The organism is Leisingera aquimarina DSM 24565 (assembly GCF_000473165.1).
GTDB classification, from domain to species: Bacteria; Pseudomonadota; Alphaproteobacteria; order Rhodobacterales; family Rhodobacteraceae; genus Leisingera; species Leisingera aquimarina.
Genome location: NZ_KI421504.1, coordinates 2,138,123 through 2,158,669, shown reverse-complemented (window position 1 = coordinate 2,158,669; position 20,547 = coordinate 2,138,123). Strand labels below are relative to the sequence as shown.

The 20,547-nt window shown below is 62.1% G+C and carries 17 protein-coding genes and 2 pseudogenes; 10 read left to right on the top strand and 9 right to left on the bottom strand.

From position 1 onward, the window contains the following. Positions 1-136: 136 nt before the first annotated feature. Together AQUI_RS0114755 and AQUI_RS0114750 are read left to right on the top strand one after the other, a co-directional pair. Complete coding sequence (locus AQUI_RS0114755) at positions 137-1,054, top strand: DMT family transporter (RefSeq protein WP_027258192.1); 918 nt, start codon at positions 137-139, stop codon at positions 1,052-1,054. A gap of 123 nt (positions 1,055-1,177) precedes the next feature. Continuing rightward, positions 1,178-2,416 carry an MFS transporter gene (locus AQUI_RS0114750; protein WP_027258191.1) on the top strand — a complete coding sequence of 413 codons (1,239 nt, stop codon included), beginning with the start codon at positions 1,178-1,180 and terminating at the stop codon, positions 2,414-2,416. A 5-nt stretch (positions 2,417-2,421) separates the two neighbouring features. On the opposite strand, the gene AQUI_RS0114745 is transcribed toward AQUI_RS0114750, so the two are convergent. Beyond that, positions 2,422-3,234, bottom strand: coding sequence for an ABC transporter permease (locus tag AQUI_RS0114745; RefSeq protein WP_027258190.1), 813 nt, complete (start codon positions 3,232-3,234; stop codon positions 2,422-2,424). A 160-nt stretch (positions 3,235-3,394) separates the two neighbouring features. Here AQUI_RS0114745 and AQUI_RS0114740 point away from each other — a divergent pair, with 160 nt between their 5' ends. After that, positions 3,395-3,994 (top strand): GcrA family cell cycle regulator, encoded by a 600-nt coding sequence (locus AQUI_RS0114740; protein WP_027258189.1) that lies wholly within the window; start codon positions 3,395-3,397, stop codon positions 3,992-3,994. A 130-nt stretch (positions 3,995-4,124) separates the two neighbouring features. Here the strand turns inward: AQUI_RS0114740 and AQUI_RS0114735 are convergent, their stop codons facing one another. Continuing rightward, positions 4,125-4,643, bottom strand: coding sequence for a YHS domain-containing (seleno)protein (locus AQUI_RS0114735; protein ID WP_027258188.1), 519 nt, complete (start codon positions 4,641-4,643; stop codon positions 4,125-4,127). A 273-nt stretch (positions 4,644-4,916) separates the two neighbouring features. Here AQUI_RS0114735 and yghU point away from each other — a divergent pair, with 273 nt between their 5' ends. Then, a complete protein-coding gene (gene yghU / locus AQUI_RS0114730; protein ID WP_027258187.1) occupies positions 4,917-5,795 on the top strand; it encodes a glutathione-dependent disulfide-bond oxidoreductase in 879 nt (292 codons plus the stop codon). A 339-nt stretch (positions 5,796-6,134) separates the two neighbouring features. On the opposite strand, the gene AQUI_RS0114725 is transcribed toward yghU, so the two are convergent. Beyond that, positions 6,135-6,926: an SseB family protein gene (locus AQUI_RS0114725; protein WP_027258186.1), complete on the bottom strand. Its 792-nt coding sequence runs from the start codon at positions 6,924-6,926 to the stop codon at positions 6,135-6,137. Then, on the bottom strand, positions 6,923-7,540 hold the full coding sequence (locus AQUI_RS0114720; RefSeq protein ID WP_425411818.1) for a uracil-DNA glycosylase family protein: 618 nt from the start codon (positions 7,538-7,540) through the stop codon (positions 6,923-6,925). The genes AQUI_RS0114725 and AQUI_RS0114720 overlap by 4 nt, the downstream gene beginning before the upstream one ends. Positions 7,541-7,781: 241 nt before the next feature. Here AQUI_RS0114720 and AQUI_RS0114715 point away from each other — a divergent pair, with 241 nt between their 5' ends. Genes AQUI_RS0114715 through AQUI_RS0114700 form a run of 4 tightly spaced genes read left to right on the top strand, consistent with a single transcriptional unit; the run spans position 7,782 to position 12,510 of the window. Further along, entirely contained in the window at positions 7,782-8,441 is a 660-nt protein-coding gene (locus tag AQUI_RS0114715; RefSeq protein WP_024089333.1) for an ABC transporter ATP-binding protein, read from the top strand. Further along, positions 8,419-10,143: a KpsE/RkpR family capsule polysaccharide export protein gene (locus tag AQUI_RS0114710; RefSeq protein WP_027258184.1), complete on the top strand. Its 1,725-nt coding sequence runs from the start codon at positions 8,419-8,421 to the stop codon at positions 10,141-10,143. Before AQUI_RS0114715 ends, AQUI_RS0114710 begins: the two co-directional genes overlap by 23 nt. A 15-nt stretch (positions 10,144-10,158) precedes the next feature. Continuing rightward, positions 10,159-10,992, top strand: coding sequence for a 3-deoxy-8-phosphooctulonate synthase (kdsA, locus tag AQUI_RS0114705; RefSeq protein ID WP_027258183.1), 834 nt, complete (start codon positions 10,159-10,161; stop codon positions 10,990-10,992). 21 nt (positions 10,993-11,013) lie between these two features. Further along, entirely contained in the window at positions 11,014-12,510 is a 1,497-nt protein-coding gene (locus AQUI_RS0114700; protein ID WP_027258182.1) for a phosphomannomutase/phosphoglucomutase, read from the top strand. 341 nt (positions 12,511-12,851) lie between these two features. Here the strand turns inward: AQUI_RS0114700 and AQUI_RS31975 are convergent. After that, positions 12,852-13,997 (bottom strand): annotated as a pseudogene (locus AQUI_RS31975) (integrase core domain-containing protein). A gap of 90 nt (positions 13,998-14,087) precedes the next feature. Between AQUI_RS31975 and AQUI_RS28080 the strand changes: the two are divergent. Next, a pseudogene (locus AQUI_RS28080) lies at positions 14,088-14,969 on the top strand (IS110 family RNA-guided transposase); the annotation flags it as partial. Positions 14,970-15,357: 388 nt separating this feature from the next. On the opposite strand, the gene AQUI_RS0114675 reads toward AQUI_RS28080, so the two are convergent. The 4 genes from AQUI_RS0114675 to AQUI_RS0114665 form a co-directional block, all read right to left on the bottom strand. Beyond that, positions 15,358-17,268, bottom strand: coding sequence for an AsmA family protein (locus AQUI_RS0114675; protein WP_027258181.1), 1,911 nt, complete (start codon positions 17,266-17,268; stop codon positions 15,358-15,360). 128 nt (positions 17,269-17,396) lie between these two features. Further along, the gene (locus tag AQUI_RS0114670; protein WP_027258180.1) at positions 17,397-17,819 is read right to left on the bottom strand and encodes a hypothetical protein; all 423 of its coding nucleotides are present in this window, start codon (positions 17,817-17,819) and stop codon (positions 17,397-17,399) included. Between the two features lie 157 nt (positions 17,820-17,976). Further along, positions 17,977-18,237, bottom strand: a complete 261-nt coding sequence (locus AQUI_RS32505; RefSeq protein WP_084294414.1) for a pentapeptide repeat-containing protein — start codon at positions 18,235-18,237, stop codon at positions 17,977-17,979. 15 nt (positions 18,238-18,252) lie between these two features. Beyond that, positions 18,253-18,834, bottom strand: a complete 582-nt coding sequence (locus AQUI_RS0114665) for a pentapeptide repeat-containing protein (protein WP_027258179.1) — start codon at positions 18,832-18,834, stop codon at positions 18,253-18,255. A gap of 259 nt (positions 18,835-19,093) precedes the next feature. Here AQUI_RS0114665 and rimO point away from each other — a divergent pair, with 259 nt between their 5' ends. Next, complete coding sequence (gene rimO / locus AQUI_RS0114660) at positions 19,094-20,512, top strand: 30S ribosomal protein S12 methylthiotransferase RimO (protein ID WP_027258178.1); 1,419 nt, start codon at positions 19,094-19,096, stop codon at positions 20,510-20,512. Positions 20,513-20,547: the final 35 nt, after the last annotated feature.

Genomic DNA, 20,547 nt, shown 5'->3' with positions numbered 1-20,547 from the left:
GCCGTCAGGCCAAGAGGGGCAGCGCCCCTCCTTCTTCAAACCTGTGGTGCAGCACCCCTGCCCGCGCTCAGGAATGCGACGGCGGGCGAAGCCTTTCCCCTTGCATCCCGCGGCGGCTTGCCGCACCGCTTTCTCCATGAGCATCGCCACTCCGCAGAACCCAGCCCTAGCCGCCGCCCTGATCCTGGCAGCGACAACCTTCATTGCCGGCACCACGCTGCTGGCCAAGGCGCTGGGGACCGAAAGCCTGGGCGCACCGCTGCATCCGCTGCAAATCAGCCATGGGCGGTTCCTGTTTGCCTTCATGGGCATTTCAACTGCGGTGCTGATCCTGCGGCCCAGGTTCATCCGGCCGCACTGGGGCTATCACATCGGGCGCACCTCCTTCGGCTGGGCCGGGGTGACGCTGATGTTTGCCTCTGTTGCTTACATCCCGCTGGCCGATGCTACCGCGATCACCTTCCTGAACCCGGTGTTCGGCATGCTGCTGGCCATTCCGCTGCTGGGAGAGCGGGTCGGCCCCTGGCGCTGGGGGGCGGCGTTGGTTGCCATGATCGGAGCGATGATCCTCTTGCGCCCTACCCCGGCCAGCTTCCAGCCCGCAGCCTTGCTGGCGCTGGGGGCCGCGGCGGTGATGGGGCTGGAGCTGATTTTCATCAAGAAGCTCGCGGGCCGCGAAGGGCCGCTGCAGGTGCTTTGGTTCAACAACCTGCTGGGCATGATAATCGCAAGCTGCGCCGTGTTGCCGGTCTGGCAAATGCCGAGCCTCGCGCAATGGGGTGCGCTGGCTGGACTGGGGCTGCTGATGGCCTGTGCGCAGGCCTGTTTCATCAATGGAATGGCGCGGGCCGATGCCTCCTTTGTGGCGCCGTTCAGCTATGCCACGCTGGTCTTTGCGGCATTTTATGACTTCCTTGGCTTTGGCGTGGTGCCGGATGCCATTTCTTTCCTTGGCGCCGTTATCATTCTGGCGGGCGCCGCCATCCTCGCCTGGCGGGAGGGGCGGCCCGTTCCCCCGGCGGGCCGCGCGGCTGCTGCCGCACACAAGCCTTAGCCGCCCGGCATCACGAGAAGTTATTTCCGGCGCCAAGCCTGCCTGCGACCCTCGCGTCGAAAAACGGCATTTTCCCTGCATCTTCCGCGCCACGCTGTCCTTTAACAGAACAGGAGGACGCAGATGCACGAGAGGCGAATTCCCGAATGGCTGCGCCACGCGCCGGTGCCTTCGGTGCGGGACTTTGGCGTCCTGGCCGGGCTGGAGGCCGTGGTGCGCGGCATCCTGATCTCGGTCTTTCCGCTGATCATGTACCGGGCCCTGGGGGACGCGGGGATGGTTTCGGCTTCATATTTTGCGGTCGGCATCCTGTCGCTGCTGGCTGGGCTGATGATCCCGGCGCTGATCCGGCTGGTGCCGCGCCGCTGGGCCTATTCGCTGGGAGGGCTGATGTTCATCGCCTCTGCCAGCTTTGCCATCGAAGGCAGCCCGGTGTCGGTGCTTGCCGCCCTTGCACTGAACACAGTAGCAGCGGTGACCACTTTCATCTGCTTCAACGCTTACGTGCTGGATTACATTTCCCGGATGGAACTTGGGCAATGCGAAACCTCGCGGATGTTCTATTCGGCCCTTGGCTGGACCGCTGGCCCGGTGGCCGGCGTGCTGCTGCTGGAGATCTGGCCCCCGGCCCCGTTTCTGATCTCTGGCGCTGCTGCAGTGGTGATGCTGGCGGCCTTCTGGTGGATGCGCATGGGTGACGGCAAGCAGATCGCCCGCGCCCGCGGCCCGGCCTCCAATCCCTTGACCTACCTGCCGCGGTTTCTGGCGCAGCCGCGTCTGGTCGCCGGCTGGCTGTTTGCGGTGATCCGCTCGGCCGGGTGGTGGATTTACGTGGTCTACCTGCCGATCTTTGCCATCGAAAAAGGCCTGGGCGAGGAACTGGGCGGCCTTCTGCTGTCCGTGACCAATGCCGCCCTGTTCAGCGCGCCGCTGCTACAGCGCTGGGTGCAGCAGCATTCGATCAGGTTTGCAGTGCAGACCGGCTTTTTGGGGGTGACGGCCTGCTTTGGTGCCGCCTGTTTTGCCCAGGGCTGGCCTGCAGTGTCGATCACCTTGCTGGTGGCCGGGTCGGCCGCACTGATTCTCTTGGATATCTGTGCGGGCCTGCCGTTTCTGATGGCGGTGAAACCGTCCGAGCGCACCGAGATGTCGGCAGTCTATTCCAGCTACCGCGACATTTCCGGCATTCTGACCCCTGGCGTCGCCTGGCTGGTTCTGCTCGTGGCGCCGGTTGCGGGGATCTTTGCCGCAGGTGCGGCAGCCACCGCAGGGGCGGTGCTGCTGGCGAGCAACCTGCACCCGCGGCTTGGACGCAGGAAACCGGTGCCTCCGTCAAGCGAAGATCCGGTTCCGGCAGAATAGCAGCGTCAGGGTTTAAGCCGGTACCCGGAACGCAGCATGGCCCAGGCCAGCAGGCACACTGCAAAGGTGGCGCCACTGCAGACCGCCAAACCCAGCAGCGGCGGGCTGTCAGAGGTGCCGATCACTCCGAATCGCACCCCATCGATCAGGTAGAAGACCGGGTTCAGATGCGAAATCACTTTCAGCACCGGCGGCAAAGCCTCGACCGAATAGAACGTGCCCGACAGAAAGGCGAGCGGTGTGACGATGAAATTGGTGATCGCTGCCATCTGATCGAACTTGTCAGCAAAAACACCGGCGACGATGCCCAAGCCGCCCAGAAACGCCGCGCCCAGCACGATGAACACCAGTGCTGTCAGCGGATGCGCAGGCACGATCTGCAAGACCGCCATCAATCCCAGCCCGATGCCCAGTGCCACCAGCGTGCCGCGGGCGATGGCGCCTGCCAGATAGCCCAGCAGGATCTCCAGCCCGGACAGAGGCGGCATCAGCGTGTCGACGATGTTGCCCTGCACCTTGGCAATCACAATCGAGGACGACGTATTGGCAAAAGCATTCTGGATCACTGTCATCATCATGATGCCCGGCGCCAGGAAGGTCAGGAACGGCACCCCCATCACATCACCGCGCTGAGGGCCGATAGCGATGTTGAAGATCATCAGAAACAGCGCCGCGGTCATCAGCGGCGCCAGCAGGGTCTGGGTCCAGACCGCCAGGAACCGCTTTACCTCGCGCCAGGCCAGCGCCTTGAGGCCCAGCCAGTTCACCCTTCCGAACCGGCGCGCGCCCAATTCAACCTGATACCCCTGATCCGCCATGCTGCCCCCGTTTTTCTCTGCTTTGCCTGCATAGCGGCTGCGGCAAGCGGCGCAAGATGCCTTGTAACTCCGCCCGCAGTGATTAGAATAGGGCGATCACACGGAATATGATGGCGGCCGCAGAATCCCTGGGGCCGCTATTAGCTTGGAAAGGCAACAGATGTCCTGGACAGACGAGCGCGTCGAACTGCTTAAGAAAATGTGGGGCGAGGGCCAGTCGGCCAGCCAGATCGCCAAGGAACTGGGCGGCGTTACCCGCAACGCGGTGATCGGCAAGGTGCACCGCCTCGGCCTGTCCAACCGCAACAGCGGCACAACCAAGGCCGCCGAGCCAAAGGAAAAGCCCGCCGCAGCCCCCGCTGCCGCGGCGCCGAAACCTGCGGCCGCAGCGAAACCGAAGCCGCAGCCCAAGACCGAGCCGGCCCGCCCCGCAGCGGTCCAGTCGGCCTCAGCCGAAGCCAAACCGGCGACGCCTGCACGCCGCCAGATCATCCCGGCCGGCCAGCCGTTGCCGCCGCAGCCTTCGGCCAATGAAATCAGCCCCGAAGCCCTGGCCAAGGTCAACGAGATCGAAAAGAAGGCCAAGAAGCTGAGCCTGATGGATCTGACCGAACGCACCTGCAAATGGCCCGTGGGCGACCCCGCAACCGAGGACTTCTGGTTCTGCGGCCTGCCCTCCCAGCAAGGCAAACCCTATTGCGAGGCGCATGTGGGTGTGGCCTTCCAGCCGATGTCCTCGCGCCGCGACCGCCGCCGCTAAGGATCAGGCGGGCGCTGACAGCCTGTGTGCAGACCTCTGAAATAAACAAACCCGCGCCTTGCAGCGCGGGTTTTTCATATCCACCACCCGCCCGGCCTTGCAGCCGGACGGGTGGGAATTCAGCGGCAAATCAGTTTGCCACCGGACCGGCGGAGGTGAATTTCGGTATCACGCTGTCCGAGGCCGCGTTCGGCTCGATCCCCGGCCAGTTGCCTTCGGCCAGGTTGATGTTGCCGGGGATGTCCTCTTCCCAGAAGCCGACCACAACATCGGTGATGTTCAGGTACAGCTTGTCGTCGACGATGCGCCACAGGTTCGGGTTGGCCGGCACCTTGCCGCCCTTCGAGACGCCGTAGGCGCAGTGGCCGTCATATTGCGGCGCGTAATAGGCCGGGCTTTCCGCGAACTTGTCGCGGTTTTCCGCGCTCGAGAAGGCCCAGGTTGCGCCGTTGTATTCTGCAGTGAAGGCAGTGCTGCCGCGCACCGGGGCGGTCTGCGGCGTGCCCAACGCGTTCATCTCGAGGCTGCGGTAGGCCACCACGTCATAGCCGGACACGGCATAACCGGTGCCGTCGACATATTGCTCGCCTGCAAAACCCGGGGCGGCAAAGGACAGCGCTGCCACGGCAGCAAGTGCAAAACGTTTCATGAAATCATCCCTTTCATCGGTGATTGCTTCAACTTGGGCACCGGCATCCTGTCCGGCTTCGGGTCTGACATTATAGGGCCTGCAGCAAATGCGAAGGGGGGCTCACGGCTCTGTGTCCGCAGGCGCGGCTTCTGTGAACTTTTGAAAAATTTGCGTCGCCCATACCTTCCAGTCATTGGAATTTGCAGAAATCCGCTTATCTCTGCCTGAGCCGATCGCCGCAGCAGGTGCGATTGACCGCAAACAGGAAACAATCAGAACAAGGTCCGACAGATGAGCGATACTCCCTATACCCCGCCGAAAGTATGGAAATGGGAACAAGCCAACGGCGGCGAGTTCGCCTCGATCAACCGCCCCATTGCCGGCGCAACCCATGACAAGGACCTGCCGGCGGGCAAACACCCGTTCCAGCTCTATTCGCTGGCGACACCGAACGGGGTGAAGGTCACCGTGATGTTCGAGGAGCTGCTGGCGGCGGGCCACAAAGACGCCGAGTACGATGCCTGGCTGATCAGCATCGGCGACGGCGATCAGTTCGGTTCCGGCTTTGTCGGGGTGAATCCGAACTCCAAGATCCCGGCACTGCTGGACCGCAGCGGCGCGGAGCCGGTGCGGGTGTTCGAAAGCGGCTCGATCCTGCTGCATCTGGCCGAGAAATTCGGTGCTTTCCTGCCCAAAGAAGGCGCCGCCCGCACCGAAACCCTGAACTGGCTGTTCTGGCAGATGGGCAGCGCGCCCTACCTGGGCGGCGGCTTCGGGCATTTCTATGCCTATGCGCCGGAGAAATGGCAGTACCCGATCGACCGCTTCACGATGGAAACCAAGCGCCAGCTGGATGTGCTGGACCGGCAACTGGCGGAACATGCGTTCATCGCGGGCAGCGAATACTCCATCGCCGACATCGCCATCTGGCCCTGGTACGGCCAGCTGGTTCTGGGCCGGAACTACGGCGATGCCGCCGAATTCCTGGACGCCGAGAGCTACAAACACGTGGTCCGCTGGGCCAAGGCCATCGACGCCCGCCCGGCAGTGCAGCGTGGCCGTATGGTGAACCGCTCTTTTGGCGATTTGCACATGCAGCTGCATGAACGCCACGACGCAGGCGATTTCGAGACCCGCACCCAGGACAAGCTGGAACCGGCAGCGGAGTAGCAGCCAGCCGAACCCTCCCGCGCCCGCAGATCTCCGGCAAGCCCGGATACTTTTGTGCGGTCCTGGGCCCGGCGCCGCGCTGACGCGCGGCGCTCTCTCGTCCGCCTTCATCGTCCCGGCTTTTGCCGGGTCACGGGCTGCGCTAGCAGCCGCGCGGCACGCACGGTTTACCCTTGACGCGGTAAACCTCAAACTGGCGCTGACGGGCAAACCTGCCCTTCAGCGCTTCTCAGCAAGGACCCGCGCTGTGCGTAGCACAGCGCCACGCCCAACTGTGAGGCACATTTGAAAATGTGCTGGAGCAGGCGGGAGAGCCCCGCCCTCCCTGCGCCGGCAGCGCTACACCAGCCGCGGCGGCTTGTCCGGATCGCTGCCTGGAATCTCCGGCTGATAGGCTTCCGGTTCTGGCGGTTGCGGCAGGTCGAAACGCAATCCAGCCCGCGCCAGGCTTGCCGCAACCGGGTCTTCCGCCTCAAAGAAAGCCACATCCATCGCCCCCGCTTCGATCCCGGAAAAGGTCAGCGCTTCGCTGGCAGCCTTAGCCAGTGACGCCTGAGCGGCCTCCTTGGCACCAACAAAGCCCAAAAGATGCCCCTGTCCGCCGCCTTCATAGCGGACCCCGATCAGATAGGCCGCCGCTGCCAGCCCGCCTGCGGTTGCCAGCTTGGCATCCAGCGCCCTCAGCAGCGCCTCGGGCAGCCCTGAGGGCGGCGTGAACTCCGTGATACCGGCCTCCACTTCTTGCGGCGCGTGACCAAGCGTCTGATGCAGCCAGCCGATTGCCGCGGCCGGGATCAGGATGGCAGAGGGCGCCACCTCCAGATTCAGCCCAAGCCCGATCCCCTGCCCGGCCAGCATCTGCGCGATGACCCGGCCTGACAAAGCCGCATATGGCACTGCACGGCCTGCAAACTGCGCCAACCGCTCCTCGCGGTCGAACACCAGGACAAAGGCACCCTCAGGTGTCTCAAACAGCTCAGGCGAGATCTGCTCTCCTGCGGCCTCTTCCGTCAGCATCAAAAACAGCTCAGCATCCGCCAGCCGTTCGTAGAACCGCAGCCGGGCAGCATCGTCCTGCAGCGCGGCCTCCATCGCGGCATGAGCCAAGTCCAACGGAGTTTGTTCGGTCATTGCATCAGCTCCTTCACCCGGGCCTGCAAAACCGGCAGCAGCTCGGCTTCGAACCAGGGGTTTTTCTTCAGCCATCCGGTATTACGCCAGGACGGGTGCGGCAAGGGGAAGACCTGCGGCGCATGATCCCGCCAGCTCTGCACCAGCGGCGTCACCGGCCCCTTCACCCCCAGGTGATAGTGTTGAGCATGAGCACCGATCAGCACCTTGAGGCGGACATCCGGCAGCTGCGCCATCACTTGATGATGCCAGGTCCTGCTGCACACGGCAGGCGGCGGCAGATCCGCCTTTTTCTCATTATAGCCAGGGAAACAGAATCCCATCGGCACCACGGCCACCCGGTCCTTGTCATAGAATTCCGCCTCAGTGAGGCCCAGCCAGACGCGCAGCCGGTCACCGGACGGGTCAGTAAAGGGTCGGCCGCTTTCATGCACCCGTGCGCCGGGGGCCTGACCGGCAATAAGGATCCGGGCTGAAGGGCGGAACCACACCACAGGGCGCGGCTCATGCGCTGTGGCGGTGGCGGCAAAGCGGCCGACACAGATCCGGCAGCCCCGAATCTCTGCCTTCAATTGCTGCCCCGCCCTCATTGTCCCGCGCTTGGAAACAGTCATCGCTTACCCAGCCTTTCCATCTTGCCGGCAGAAAACCCGCCCCTCACCCCGGGTCGGGGACGAATTGGTTAAAACTTCATTGATCAACTATGGTACAATTCGACATAATAAGGCCAAATTCGCGGCGTAGGCCATTAACACTCTTTTGATACCAAAGAGCCACGGGCGCGTCAGAGCGCGATGTGGATATGAGGCAGACAGAGCCCGCAAGAGGGCCGCACGAGCAGCACCGGAACCAGCAATGCTTGAGTTTGAAAACGTCAGCAAGTCCTTCTGGACAGGGACCCAGCGCAAGGTAATCCTTGACCGTGTGTCGTTCCGCGTCGAGCCGGGCAAATCGCTGGGTGTGCTGGCTCCGAACGGCACTGGCAAGACCACGCTGATCAACATGATGGCCGGCCTGGAAAAACCGGATGAGGGCGAGATCCGGCGCAATTGCAAGATTTCCTTTCCGCTGGGGTTCATGGGCGGGGTGATCAGCCGCCTGTCCGCAATGGAAAACTGCCGCTATATCGCCAAGCTGTACGGGCTGGACCCCGACTATGTGGAGGCCTACTGCCGCTGGCTTTGCGGCCTGGGGGAGTATTTCGATCAGCCGCTTGGCACCTATTCTTCGGGGATGCGGGCACGGTTCAGCTTCTCGCTGATGCTGGCGCTGGACTTCGACATCTACTTGATCGATGAAGGCATGCCCAGCACCACGGATGTGGAGTTCAACCGCAAGGCCGGCGAGATCCTGCAGGAGCGGCTGGCGACAACCACTATCATCATCGTCTCCCACCAAGCCAAGACGCTGGAGAAATTTGCCCGTTCAGCTGCGGTCCTGCTGCAGGGCCAGTTGCACATTTTTGACACTTTGGAAGAAGCGAAACAGCTCTATGACTACGAAACCGAGAGCTAAAAAGTTCCGCATCCGCCGCAGCCCTGCAGCAGCCGGAGCCAGCGGCGCCGGGGATCAGCCTCAGACGTCAGGCGCGGCTGCAAGCCCGGCCCGACAGCCCCAGGCCCGGACAGCGGCTGCTGCCGCCCGGCCCGCGGCGCCTGCAGAAGCATCGGCAGCTCAGGCAGCCTCGGCAAATCCCGGCGCAGCCCATCCGGCTGAAGCGCAACCTGGCGGCGCGGCGCTGTCCGGCATGGTCAGCTCGGCCCGTGAGACCCGGCAGGAAACCGATATCGATGCGATCCGTCACGAAGGCCTGACCGGCCGCCAATTGCGCCTGGCCCGCCGGATGGCGCAGAAACACAACCTTGCCGCCACCTCGGATTTTGAAGCCGTGCGGATGCTGCGCGAGCGCGGCATCGACCCGTTCAAGCGCGTCAATATGCTGGAACTGGTGGTGCCGCAGAACAAGGCGCAGCCCGCAGGCACCCCGCCTGCGCCCGGATCGGTCCAGCTGCCGCAGACAGTGCCCGCGGGAAAGACCACCCTGCCCTCAACCGAGCTGAGCCCGGCAGAGCGGCGCACCCGTGAAATCCAGGAAATTCAGCGCGATATCGCCCGCCGCCGCCGCCGCAAACTGACCTTGCTGGCCGCCCGGCTGGCCTTTTTCGTACTGCTGCCGACGCTGGCCGCGGGGTTTTACTTCTACTCGGTGGCCACGCCGATGTATTCCTCCAAATCCGAGTTCCTGGTGCTTAAGGCCGACAGCGCGGGCGGCGGTGTTGGCGGCTTGCTGTCCGGCACTCAGTTCGCCACCAGTCAGGATTCAATTGCGGTGCAAAGCTACCTGATGTCCAAGGAAGCAATGCTGCGGCTGGACCGTGAGGCCGGATTCAAAGCGCATTTTACCCAGGACTGGCTGGACCCGATCCAGCGGCTGGAGAGCGGCCCGACAAACGAGGAGGCCTATGCCACCTACAGCCGGAACGTGAAGATCGGCTATGACCCGACCGAGGGCGTGGTGCGGATGGAAGTCTCTGCTGCCGATCCCGAAGCCGCGGCGGAATTTTCGCGCAAGCTGATTTCCTACGCGCAGGAGAAAGTGAACAACCTCTCGCAGCAAAAGCGCGCCGACCAGATGTCGGAAGCCGCATCCGCCCTGTCTGACGCCGAGGGGCAGCGCCGGGCCGCCCAGGAGCAGCTTGTGCTGCTGCAGCAAAAAGGTTCGGTTCTGGACCCCGAAGGGGTGGTGGCCTCTCTGCGCCAGCAAATCAGCACCTTTGAAATCCAACTGGAAGAAAAGCGGCTGGAACTGGCCGCCCTGCAGGACAATGCACGGCCCAACCGGGCAAAAGTGTCCGGCGCCGAGGCGGACATCCGGCGGCTGAAAGCAGTGATCGCCAGCCTCAACAACCGGATGATCGACGCCTCAGCCGGCGAAAATTCGCTGGCCAATCTGCGGATCCAGATTCAGATGGCTCAGGCCGATCTCGCGACCCGCGACCTGATGCTGCAATCGGCCTTGCAGCAAGTGGAAACCACCCGTCTGGAGGCCAACCGCCAGGTCCGCTATCTGACCACCGCGGTGGAGCCTGTTCCCAGCCAGGAACCGTCTTATCCGCGCAAGTTCGAGAATACCATTTTGGCTTTCCTGATCTTTTCCGGTATTTACTTGATGTGCTCGCTCACCGCATCGATCCTGCGAGAACAGGTCTCATCGTAAAGCTATCGGAAGCTCATGAAAAACATCGATATCGCCGGCCTCACCATCGGTAATGATTGTCCGCTGACATTCATTGCCGGCCCCTGCCAGCTGGAAACCGCAGATCACGCCCGGATGATTGCCGGGCAGCTGAAAGAGGCCTGTGACAAGGCCGGCGCCCAGTTTGTGTTCAAAGCCTCCTATGACAAGGCCAACCGGACCTCGCTGTCCGGTAAGCGCGGCCTGGGGCTGGATGAAGGGCTGAAAGTCCTGGACATGATCCGCAGCGAATTCGGCGTGCCGGTGCTGACCGATGTGCATACCGAGGCGCAATGCGCGGTGGCGGCTGAGGCCGTGGACATCCTGCAGATCCCTGCCTTCCTCTGCCGCCAAACCGATATGCTGCTGGCAGCAGGCAACACCGGCAAGGCGGTGAACATCAAGAAGGGCCAGTTCCTGGCGCCCTGGGACATGGCCAATGTGGTCGACAAGGTGGAAAGCACCGGTAACACCAACATTCTGCTGACAGAGCGCGGCACCTCCTTTGGCTACAACACCCTCGTGGCTGACATGCGGTCGCTGCCGCAGATGGCGCAGGGCGGCTACCCAGTAGTGATGGATGCCACCCATTCGGTGCAGCAGCCCGGCGGCAAAGGCGGCTCCACCGGCGGCCAGCGCGAATTTGCACCGCTGATGGCGCGGGCGGCAGTGTCGCTCGGCATTTCGGCAGTGTTCATCGAAACCCATCAGGACCCGGACTCCGCGCCGTCCGACGGGCCGAACATGATCTACCTGGATCAGATGCCGCAACTCATCGGCAGCCTGATGCGCTTTGATGCGCTGGCCAAGGCCGATCCCATCCGTATTTGAACCAGCAAAGAGATTTCAGAGATGACAAAACCCCAGCCAGAGGTGACCCCGAACACCTGGAGCTTTCTGCGCGACGCGATGATCAAACCCACGGGTTTCCGCGAATACGACGCACGCTGGAAATACCCCGAGGAGATCAACCTCCCCGGCATGACCGCCCTGGGCCTGGGCCTGGGCACCCAGATGCGCAAGCGCGGCATCGAACCGGTGATCGCGGTCGGCAACGATTACCGCGACTATTCGCTGGCGATCAAAAACGCCCTGATCCTCGGCCTGATGCAGGCGGGGATCCAGGTCAAGGACATTGGTCCCGCCGTCTCACCCATGGCCTATTTCGCCCAGTTCCATCTGGACGTGCCTGCGGTCGCCATGGTCACCGCCTCGCACAACCCGAACGGCTGGACCGGCGTCAAAATGGGCTTTGAGCGCCCGCTGACCCACGGCCCGGACGAGATGGGCGAGCTGCGAGATATCGTGCTGAACGGCGAAGGCCAGGCCGCTGCCGGCGGCTCTTATGAATTCGTAGACGGCGTCAAGGACGCCTATCTCGACGATCTGATCGGGGATTTCAAAATGTCCCGCCCGCTGAAGGTGGTTTGCGCTACCGGCAACGGCACCGCCTCGGCCTTTGCGCCCGAGCTGTTTGCCCGCATGGGCGTCGAGGTGGTCGAAAGCCACAACCGGCTCGACTATACCTTCCCGCATTACAACCCCAACCCCGAAGCGATGGAAATGCTGCATGACATGTCGGCCAGCGTAAAGGCCTCGGGCGCCGATCTGGCGCTGGGGTTTGACGGCGACGGCGACCGCTGCGGCGTGGTGGATGACGAAGGCGAGGAGATCTTTGCCGACAAGGTCGGCGTGATCATGGCGCGCGATCTGTCCAAACTTTATCCGAACGCGACCTTTGTGGCGGATGTGAAATCCACCGGCCTGTTTGCCTCTGACCCCGAACTGCAAAAGAACGGCGTCACTGCCGATTACTGGAAGACCGGCCACAGCCACATGAAGCGGCGGGTCAAGGAAATCGGCGCGCTGGCAGGATTTGAGAAGTCCGGCCACTACTTCCTGGCGGAACCCATCGGCCGCGGTTACGACTGCGGTATGCGGGTGGCGGTCGAGGTCTGCAAGATGCTGAACCGCAACCCGGATCAGTCGATGTCCGACCTGCGCAAGGCCCTGCCCAAGACCTGGGCAACCCCGACCATGTCGCCCTATTGCGCCGACACCGAGAAATACGGCGTTTTGGAGCGGCTGGTGCAGAAACTGGTGGCCAAGCATGAAGCAGGCAACAGCCTTGCCGGCCGCGCCATCAAGGAAGTTGTCACCGTGAACGGTGCCCGGGTGATCCTGGACAATGGCTCCTGGGGGCTGGTGCGCGCGTCTTCGAACACCCCGAACTTGGTTGTGGTCTGCGAAAGTTCGGACAGCGAAGTGGAGATGCGGGCGATCTTTGCCGATATCGACGCGGTGATCCGCACCGAGCCGCTGGTCGGCGATTACGACCAGACAATCTGATCCCAACCCAAGAGGTATTTCGCCTGCTGACGCAGGCGATCCGCGCCCGCCTTCGGCGGGCGCTTTTTCTTTCTGCTGAGAAGATGGGGTGGATGCCGCTCTCCCCCGGCGGCACCGCGATATGCCAAGCTTGTGGTGTTGTTAGCCAAAGGCAAGAGAGGAGAAGGCATCCATGGAAAACGTTTCTATAATGGGCATAGATCTCGGAAAAAACGTGTTTCAGTTGCACGGGGCTGTGGCTGACGGGGCGGTCGTGTTTCGTAAAAAGTTCACGCGCTCGCAGTTCCTGCGGTTTATGGAGGGGTAATCCCCCCGTTTTGCGGGGGCTTGGTCGTAGAATTTTACGCGGCCATCTTCAGTTTCTGTGCAGGTGTCATCCCGCCGTTGCCCATGTTGGGGTGTTCGTTGTTGCAGGACCACAGCCACGCGGTGGCAATCTGCTGCACCTCCTCGATGCTTTCGAAGATGTAGAGGTCAAGCCATTCGTGCCGGACCGTCCGGTTGCAGCGCTCGACATAGGCGTTCTGCTGGGGCTTTCCGGGCTGGATGCAGGCCAAGGCAATGCCCCGGTTCTCGGCCCATTCCATGAGGGTGCCACTGACGTATTCCGGGCCGTAGCACGTCGGGAAGATTAGCCGCTGAGAGGTTATGGCCACGCGCGCAGCCCTCAAATCGCGCAGCGGGTGGCCATGAAGTCCATCGACCGGACCTCATTCGGGGCCTCAGGCACAGCCAGTTCGTCCGGCCTTTCCCGCTTCAGACGCTTGCGCGGCTTGATCCGCAGGTTCAGCTCCAGCTCGCGGTAGATCCGGTAGACGCGCTTGTGGTTCCAAGCGTGGCCCTGCACGTTGCGCAGATACAGGAAACACAGGCCAAAGCCCCAAGTCTTCCTTGCAGCCGCCAGGCCGCGGAGCAAGTCGGCGATTTGCTCGTTCTCCTCGTCCAGCTCCGGGCTGTACCGATAGCACGTCTCACTGACATCGAACGCCCGGCATGCCAGCGCAATGCTGACGCCCTTCATCGCCACCGCTTTCACGGCCAACTCTCGGCGTTGACCCTCTCGGGACATTGCTTCGCAATGCCCTGCCGGGCAATGGATGGCCGGATCGTTCGATCCTTCTCTCGAACCAGTGGCGTTCAGGATCTTACTTATCCGAGCGCCTCCTTCAGCAGGTCGTTCTGCATGCTGACGTCAGCGTACATGCGCTTCAGCCGCCGGTTCTCCTCGGCCATCGCCGCTCGCCATTGCCCTCGGATCAATGGCGGACAAAGGCTCGCTCTCACTGATGAGACTGGCGTCCATGCCGCCGTACTTCGCTCGCCACTTGTACAGCGTGGCGCTGGTTCGGCGGGGAATTGATCCACTGGATCAATTCCTATTCCACCTCACTCCCGTGCTCGCGGCACAGCTCGGCGGCAGGCACACCGCCCTCCATCTGGCGCAGCACACCCATGATCTGGGCTTCTGTGAATCGGGTCTTCTTCATCGGAATCTCCTCGTTCATCCTGCCGAGAAAATTCTACTTCCGCATCCCCTTAAGATCGGGGGGATGACCGAGGCACACCGTGGCTGCACGGTGGTTATGGAGGCCTGTCCTGGAGCGCATTACTGGGCGCGGGAGTTAGAAAAGGCTGGCCATGTCGTGAAGCTGATCTCACCGCAATATGTCACGCCGTATGTCAAGCGGCAGAAGAACGATGCTGCCGACGCAGACGCGATTGCCGAGGCTGCGACCCGGCTGCAAATGCGCTTTGTCGAACCGAAGACCGCGCAACAACAAGCGCGTGCCGTGGTGTTCCGCATCCGCCAGAAGGCAGTCGCGCAGAGAATAGAGTTGGTCAATTCGCTGCGTTCGCATCTTTACGAATTCGGTTACATCGCTCCGGTTGGATTGCAGCATCTTCCGAAATTGATCCAAGTCCTTGAGGACGAGAGCAATGGCTTGCCTGTCGCCGCAAGGATCGCTTGTTGCAGCCGAATGCAGCAGATCAAGAGCCTTGGCGCTCAGATCAGCGCGCTCGACGAACAGATCTCTGAAGTGTCGAAGAAAGGCCATCGCGCCAAACGCCTGCAAACCATGCCGGGAGTCGGCCCAATCACCGCCATGGCAATTGAGGCTTTCGCACCCCCGGTGGAAACGTTCCGGCGTGGGCGCGACGTTGCCGCATGGCTCGGACTTGTTCCCCAACAGAATTCTTCGGNCGGCCGGGCGCGCTTAGGCAGGGTGTCCAAGGCCGGACAGCACGATATCCGGCGATTGCTGGTGATTGGAGCAATGACCGCCATAGTCGGGGCTTCCCGCGGGGGCATTTCTGAGGAAACGTGGCTCGGGAAATTGATGTCACACAAACCGCGTATACTGGTCGCCACAGCGCTTGCGAACAAGATGGCTCGACAGATCTGGGCGATGCTGACGAAAGATGAAAACTACCGGGCTCCGGCTCTGGCTGAAGCATAAAGGCTGACGCCAGACTCTGGACGTCGGGGATGTGAGGAAGGCATGAGCTGAATGGACAACCGATCGACCGGATCGGGGCAGGGAAAACCATCGTAATTCACAGGGCTTTCAGCCCGCTGAGAAGTGTTGGACCCGGCCCGCGAACCACCATCCCGGCCCGCGGCGCATGTGAAGAGCCGCAATCGGAGGCCTGACACAAGCGCGCACTCGATCACAGGTTCAGAAAGCCTCACGCGGGCCTTGCATTCTGAGCGGCATCCACACCAACGATCTAAGGGCAGGTCTGCCTTTAGGTGCGCCATAGCAAGTGTAAGGCGCCTGAACCCGCGTCAAGGCTACGCCGGGGGGGGCCTGTGGCCCTTCTTGACCCGGCCTCCGGCGGGGCAGATCAATCGCCGCCGAGGAGCTTCAGAAGCTGGTCCCGGGCTTCCTGTTCGATACGCTCTTTCAGCACGTCGTTCAGATTCTGTTCCGGCGCGATTTCGGTGTTCAGCTCCTCACTCAGCTTTTGGCGCACCCGGTCCTTGGCTTCCTGTTCGATCTCGTCGATCTTCGGCTGCAGCGCCTGGCTCAGGTCCGGGCGGATGTCCGGGTTTTCCCAAGGGCCGGTGATCCGCACTGGGATGGTCAGCACCTGCTCACTGCCTGCCCGCACCAGTTGGGGAATAAACAGGTAATCCAGATCCCGCGCGCCCAGCCCGATCCGGCCCTTGCCTTCGGCGCGGAACCCCTTGAGCAGAACCAGAAGATCCTGATTGCGCAGGTTACCTCCTTCAATCGTGTAACTGGCTGTCATCTGATCAAACACGGTGCTGCCGCCATTTCCGCCCGAGCGCATCAGCTGCTCCAGATCGAAACCGGTAAAGAACCCTTTCCCCGCTTCCAGCCAGCCCTTACCGCTGAGCGAGCGCATGATTGTGTCTACCGAGTTTCCGGCCCCTAGGAACTCCAATTCCCCCAGCGCCTCGCCGTTCAGCCGGCTGTAGCCCGCGGTTTCTCCCAGCGCGCTCTCCAGACGGATGCCGTTGAACGAGAGCTTGCCGCCCACCGACAGGCCATTGCGGTTGTTGGCAACCACCTGCCCCTGCATCTGGCCGCCGAACATGGACGCCGGCAGGAATTTCAGCACCGCGCGGCTGCGCTCAACCGTCAGGTTCAGCGTGCTGGCGCCAAGGATCACGCTACCGGTTTTCAGGCTATCAAAGGACAGGTCCACGACAGCATCCGCCAGCCCCAGCGCCGAGGCATCGATTGCGCCCTTCGGCCAGCCAGCTGCGGCTGCCCCGCCGCTCCCGGACCCGCCCGGCCCGCCGGTAAACGCAGAGAAATCCAGCGCGCCGCCGCGCAGTTGCGCAGTGAACTCAGGCCGCTTCTTGAATTCTGCATCCGCGGCTCCGGTCAGCTTGTTGCCGCCCAGCTCAACCGCCAGATCGCGCATCGACAACCGCCCGTCGGCGGTATAGGTCACATCGGCGCCGAACACGGTCTTTTGCGCCAAGGCATCCGGCAGGGCCAGCCCCAGTGCGACACCCGTCTGCAACGCGTTCCCGGCGCCAAAGGTCAGCCGCCCGCTGGCTTCGCCATTGATATCGGCATGACCGTCAAACCGCGCCTTGCCGCCCGGTGCTACCACCGTTGCCCCGATTGAGGATACCTCACCCGCCAGGAACGCCGCAAAGGTGCCGATCTCGGCATCCACCTCCACCGGCTCCCCGGCCGGGCGCAGGGTTGCCTTGGCAATCACGGTTCCCGCCGGGTCCGGCCACAACAGGTTGAGGTCGATGTTCTTCATCTCCACCGGCGCTTCGCCATGTGCAGCATAGCGCAGCGAGGCCCCGGTCAGCTCCACCGCCTCGATCCTGAGCGGCAGGGCGCTGCTGCTTCCAGAACCCGTGCCGCCGGAGGCTGGCGCACCACCGCCAAAGACCCAATTACCGGTTCCGTCCTCGTTGGTGGCCAGGTTCAGATGCGGCAGGATCGCCGAGACTTCCGTGACCCGCACATCGCCCTGCAGCAGCTCTGCCGCCGCGACACCGATGGTCAGCCGCTCGGCCCGCAGCATCGGCTCGGGTCCCGCCCAGTCCGCATTGGACAGCGTCACCGCGTCCGCCTTCACCCCCAGCGTGGGCCAGAAGGTGAACCGCACCTTGCCGCCGAACGACAGCTTGCGGCCCGTCTGCGTCTCCAGCTGATCGGCAGCCAGCCGCGCGATTTTCTCCCCTGGCAACAGCAGCACCAGCCCCGCCAGCACAACCACCGTCAGCACCAACGCCGTTACAACCCGGATAATCAGCTTCATCGGCTCACTCCTCATGTCTTGTCCCCCTGTAGCCCAAGGGTCTTTTTGCCAGCTTACCGCGTGGGGGAGCGTGTGCAATGCAGGAAGCCTCTTGCCGCATCAATGCTTCGCGCGTTTGGGCCGCAGAATTAGCGCAGCCGGAACCGCTGGCGCAGGCCCAGGCCGAGGAAGAACAGCAGCGGCAGGCTGGCGACGGTCTGAAAGCCTGCGAGGGTTTTCAGCACAGCAGGCAGTTCCCTCATGAAGTCCCCGCCGAAATAGACCCGCCCGAACCCGAACAGCGGAAACAGGTTGGAAAAGCTGAGTGCCATGGCCGCCCCCATCGGGCGCTCAATCACGCTGTCGGGCGCTGGCACGCAGCAGCCGGAGAGATACCCCCAGAAGGCGGCAAATCCCAAGGCCCAGACCCCCAAGAGCCACAGCGTCGGCCGCAGGATGGAGTAACCGTACTCGGAGAACAGGCCGAACAGCAGATAGGGCAGCCGCTGCCAGATGGAAACACCTGTACTTATTGAAAACGATCCAGCACCGATTTTCCCTGTGAAATGCATCTCATTTCGGAAGAAAAAGTGCTCATCTTCGGGAAGGCCCTGTTTGGCGAGAATGTGCCTAATTGTGGCGCAAGTATCCCGCGCACGCTCGAATGTGTGATGAATCTCCTGTGGCCAATATCTAGCTTGAGCCGAAAAAACTGTTTTCTCATGCAACTCAGCACCAGACAAATTTGGATAGCAGGAAAAAAAACACACAATTGCTAAAACTGGTAGGGCGCTGAAACAGGCAATCTCTAAAAGTTACACTTTCGCCTGCCCGGCGAGCACCGAACTTCGCAGCGGTAAAATATGCAATTCCCTTAAACACTACGGATGAAAAATCTACATCCCCGTAAAAGTATGATCGAGAGAACGTTGCGGTTTTTTCAAAAACGCAACTGCGAAAGCTAACCCTTCCAGAAAACGCTGCGTCCAAGAAACTTGTCTCTGATCAATGGATCGAGTTCTCTAAATTCACACCATCTTCAAACTCGACACCCAAGAAATAGGATTGAGCACCAAACAGGGTACGTTCAAAAATTGTTCGCTTGCCAAAAATGGCATCTGTGAAGTCCACTCCTCTAGGGAAAACCATTTGCTTTGCGCAAACAGTTTCCTCGAATATTACATCAGAGAAGTTGACTTTATCAAGTGCACTTGGCAACTCCGGAACCTGCACGTCACTCCCATTTCTTTCACGGTACACCCTTTTAAAAGCATCTTGCACTCGCTCACTTTGTTTCAAGTGAGCGTTAATCAGATCGTTCCACTTGCTTTGATTGCACTCCGCACTAGGCACTTCTAAAAGATTGGCAACTTCTCGGGAGAATTCCTTATGATCCCACCTTTGGGGAGCCCCCCTAACCGCCCAAGCATTCCAAACCTGCCTGTTTTTCTCATGCAGATCCCAATCAATCTCATCCCCCTTCTGCTCCCCGTAAAGCGTCATCAGCACATACCAAGGGTTCTCATTGGCGGGCTTCAGCTCGCGCTGCGGGGCGGCCGGGGCCGGCGCTTCTGTCTCGTCACGCATCAATCGCTCTCGTCATGCAAATAGGCTTGCCGCAGGCTACGGGCTTTGATGCTCCGGCTTCAACACCTAACGGAGGGTAGCGCCTGACCCTGGGTGGGTGCGAAGCGCCCTCCCGTGGGGAGGGTCGGGCGCTGTCCGGCCTTTCGGCCGGGCTAGAGCAAAAATGCAGCCTCCCGGTGCACAGGGCGTGTACAGGAGGGCACGCCTAGCACCCCCCGTTTTCCTTGCCTCCTGCCGCATTCCTGATATACGCGCGCGGATGACCAGTACCCCGTCCAGCAACCCGCCCAGCCTCCGCCCCGATCTTGCCCCGGAACCGCAGTTCCGCGACGCCCCCCGTGACGGCCAGCCGACCCTCGGCATGGTCTCGCTCGGCTGCCCCAAGGCGCTGGTGGACAGCGAACGCATCCTGACCCGGCTGCGCGCCGAAGGCTACGGCATCTCGCCCGACTACGCAGGCGCCGATGCGGTGATCGTCAACACCTGCGGATTCCTGGACAGCGCCAAGGCGGAAAGCCTGGAAGCGATCGGCGAGGCGCTGAAGGAAAACGGCAAGGTGATCGTCACCGGCTGCCTTGGCGCCGAGCCGGAGTACATCCGCGAGCATCACCCGCGCATTCACGCCGTCACCGGCCCGCATCAGTACGAACAGGTGCTGGACGCGGTGCATTCCGCAGTGCCGCCTTCCCCGAACCCTTACGTGGACCTGCTGCCTGCGGCCGGCGTCAAGCTCACCCCGCGGCACTTCAGCTATCTGAAGATTTCCGAGGGCTGCAACCACAAGTGCAAGTTCTGCATCATCCCGGATATGCGCGGCAAACTGGCGTCGCGCCCCGTCCACGCGGTGCTGCGCGAGGCGGAAAAGCTGGTCGGGGCCGGGGTGCGTGAACTGCTGGTGATCAGCCAGGACACCTCTGCCTACGGGCTGGACCGCAAGTATTCCAGCCACCCCTGGAAAGGGGAGGAAGTGCGCAGCCATATCCTCGACCTGTCCCGCGAACTGGGCAGGCTGGCCCCGGCAGATGATCTGTGGGTGCGGCTGCACTATGTCTACCCCTACCCCTATGTGCGCGATCTGATCCCACTGATGGCGGACCCGGACAATGCGCTGCTGCCCTATCTGGACATCCCCTTCCAGCACGCCCACCCGGATGTGCTGCGCCGCATGGCCCGCCCGGCGGCGGCGGCCAAGACGCTGGACGAGATCCGCGCCTGGCGCGCGACCTGCCCGGATATCACCCTGCGCTCCACCTTCATCGTTGGCTTCCCCGGCGAGACGGAGGCGGAGTTCCAGCACCTGCTCGATTGGATGGACGAGGCGCAACTGGATCGCGTCGGCTGCTTCAAATACGAAAACGTCGATGGCGCGCGGTCAAACGATCTGGCCGACCATGTGCCGGAAGAAGTGAAGCAGGAGCGCTGGGAGCGCTTCATGGAGAAGGCCCAGGCGATCTCCGAGGCCAAGCTGGCGGCCAAGGTCGGCCAGACGATGCAGGTCATTGTCGATGACATTGACGAGGACGGCATCGCCACCTGCCGCACCAAATCGGATGCGCCGGAGATCGACGGCAACCTGTTCATTGATGAGGGGGTTGAAGAGTTGAACCTCGGCGATATTGTCACCGTTGAGGTTGATGAGGCCGGGGAGTATGACCTTTGGGGCAGATTAAAGAACTAATACGAGTTCGGAATTTTCTTGATGATAAGTATATC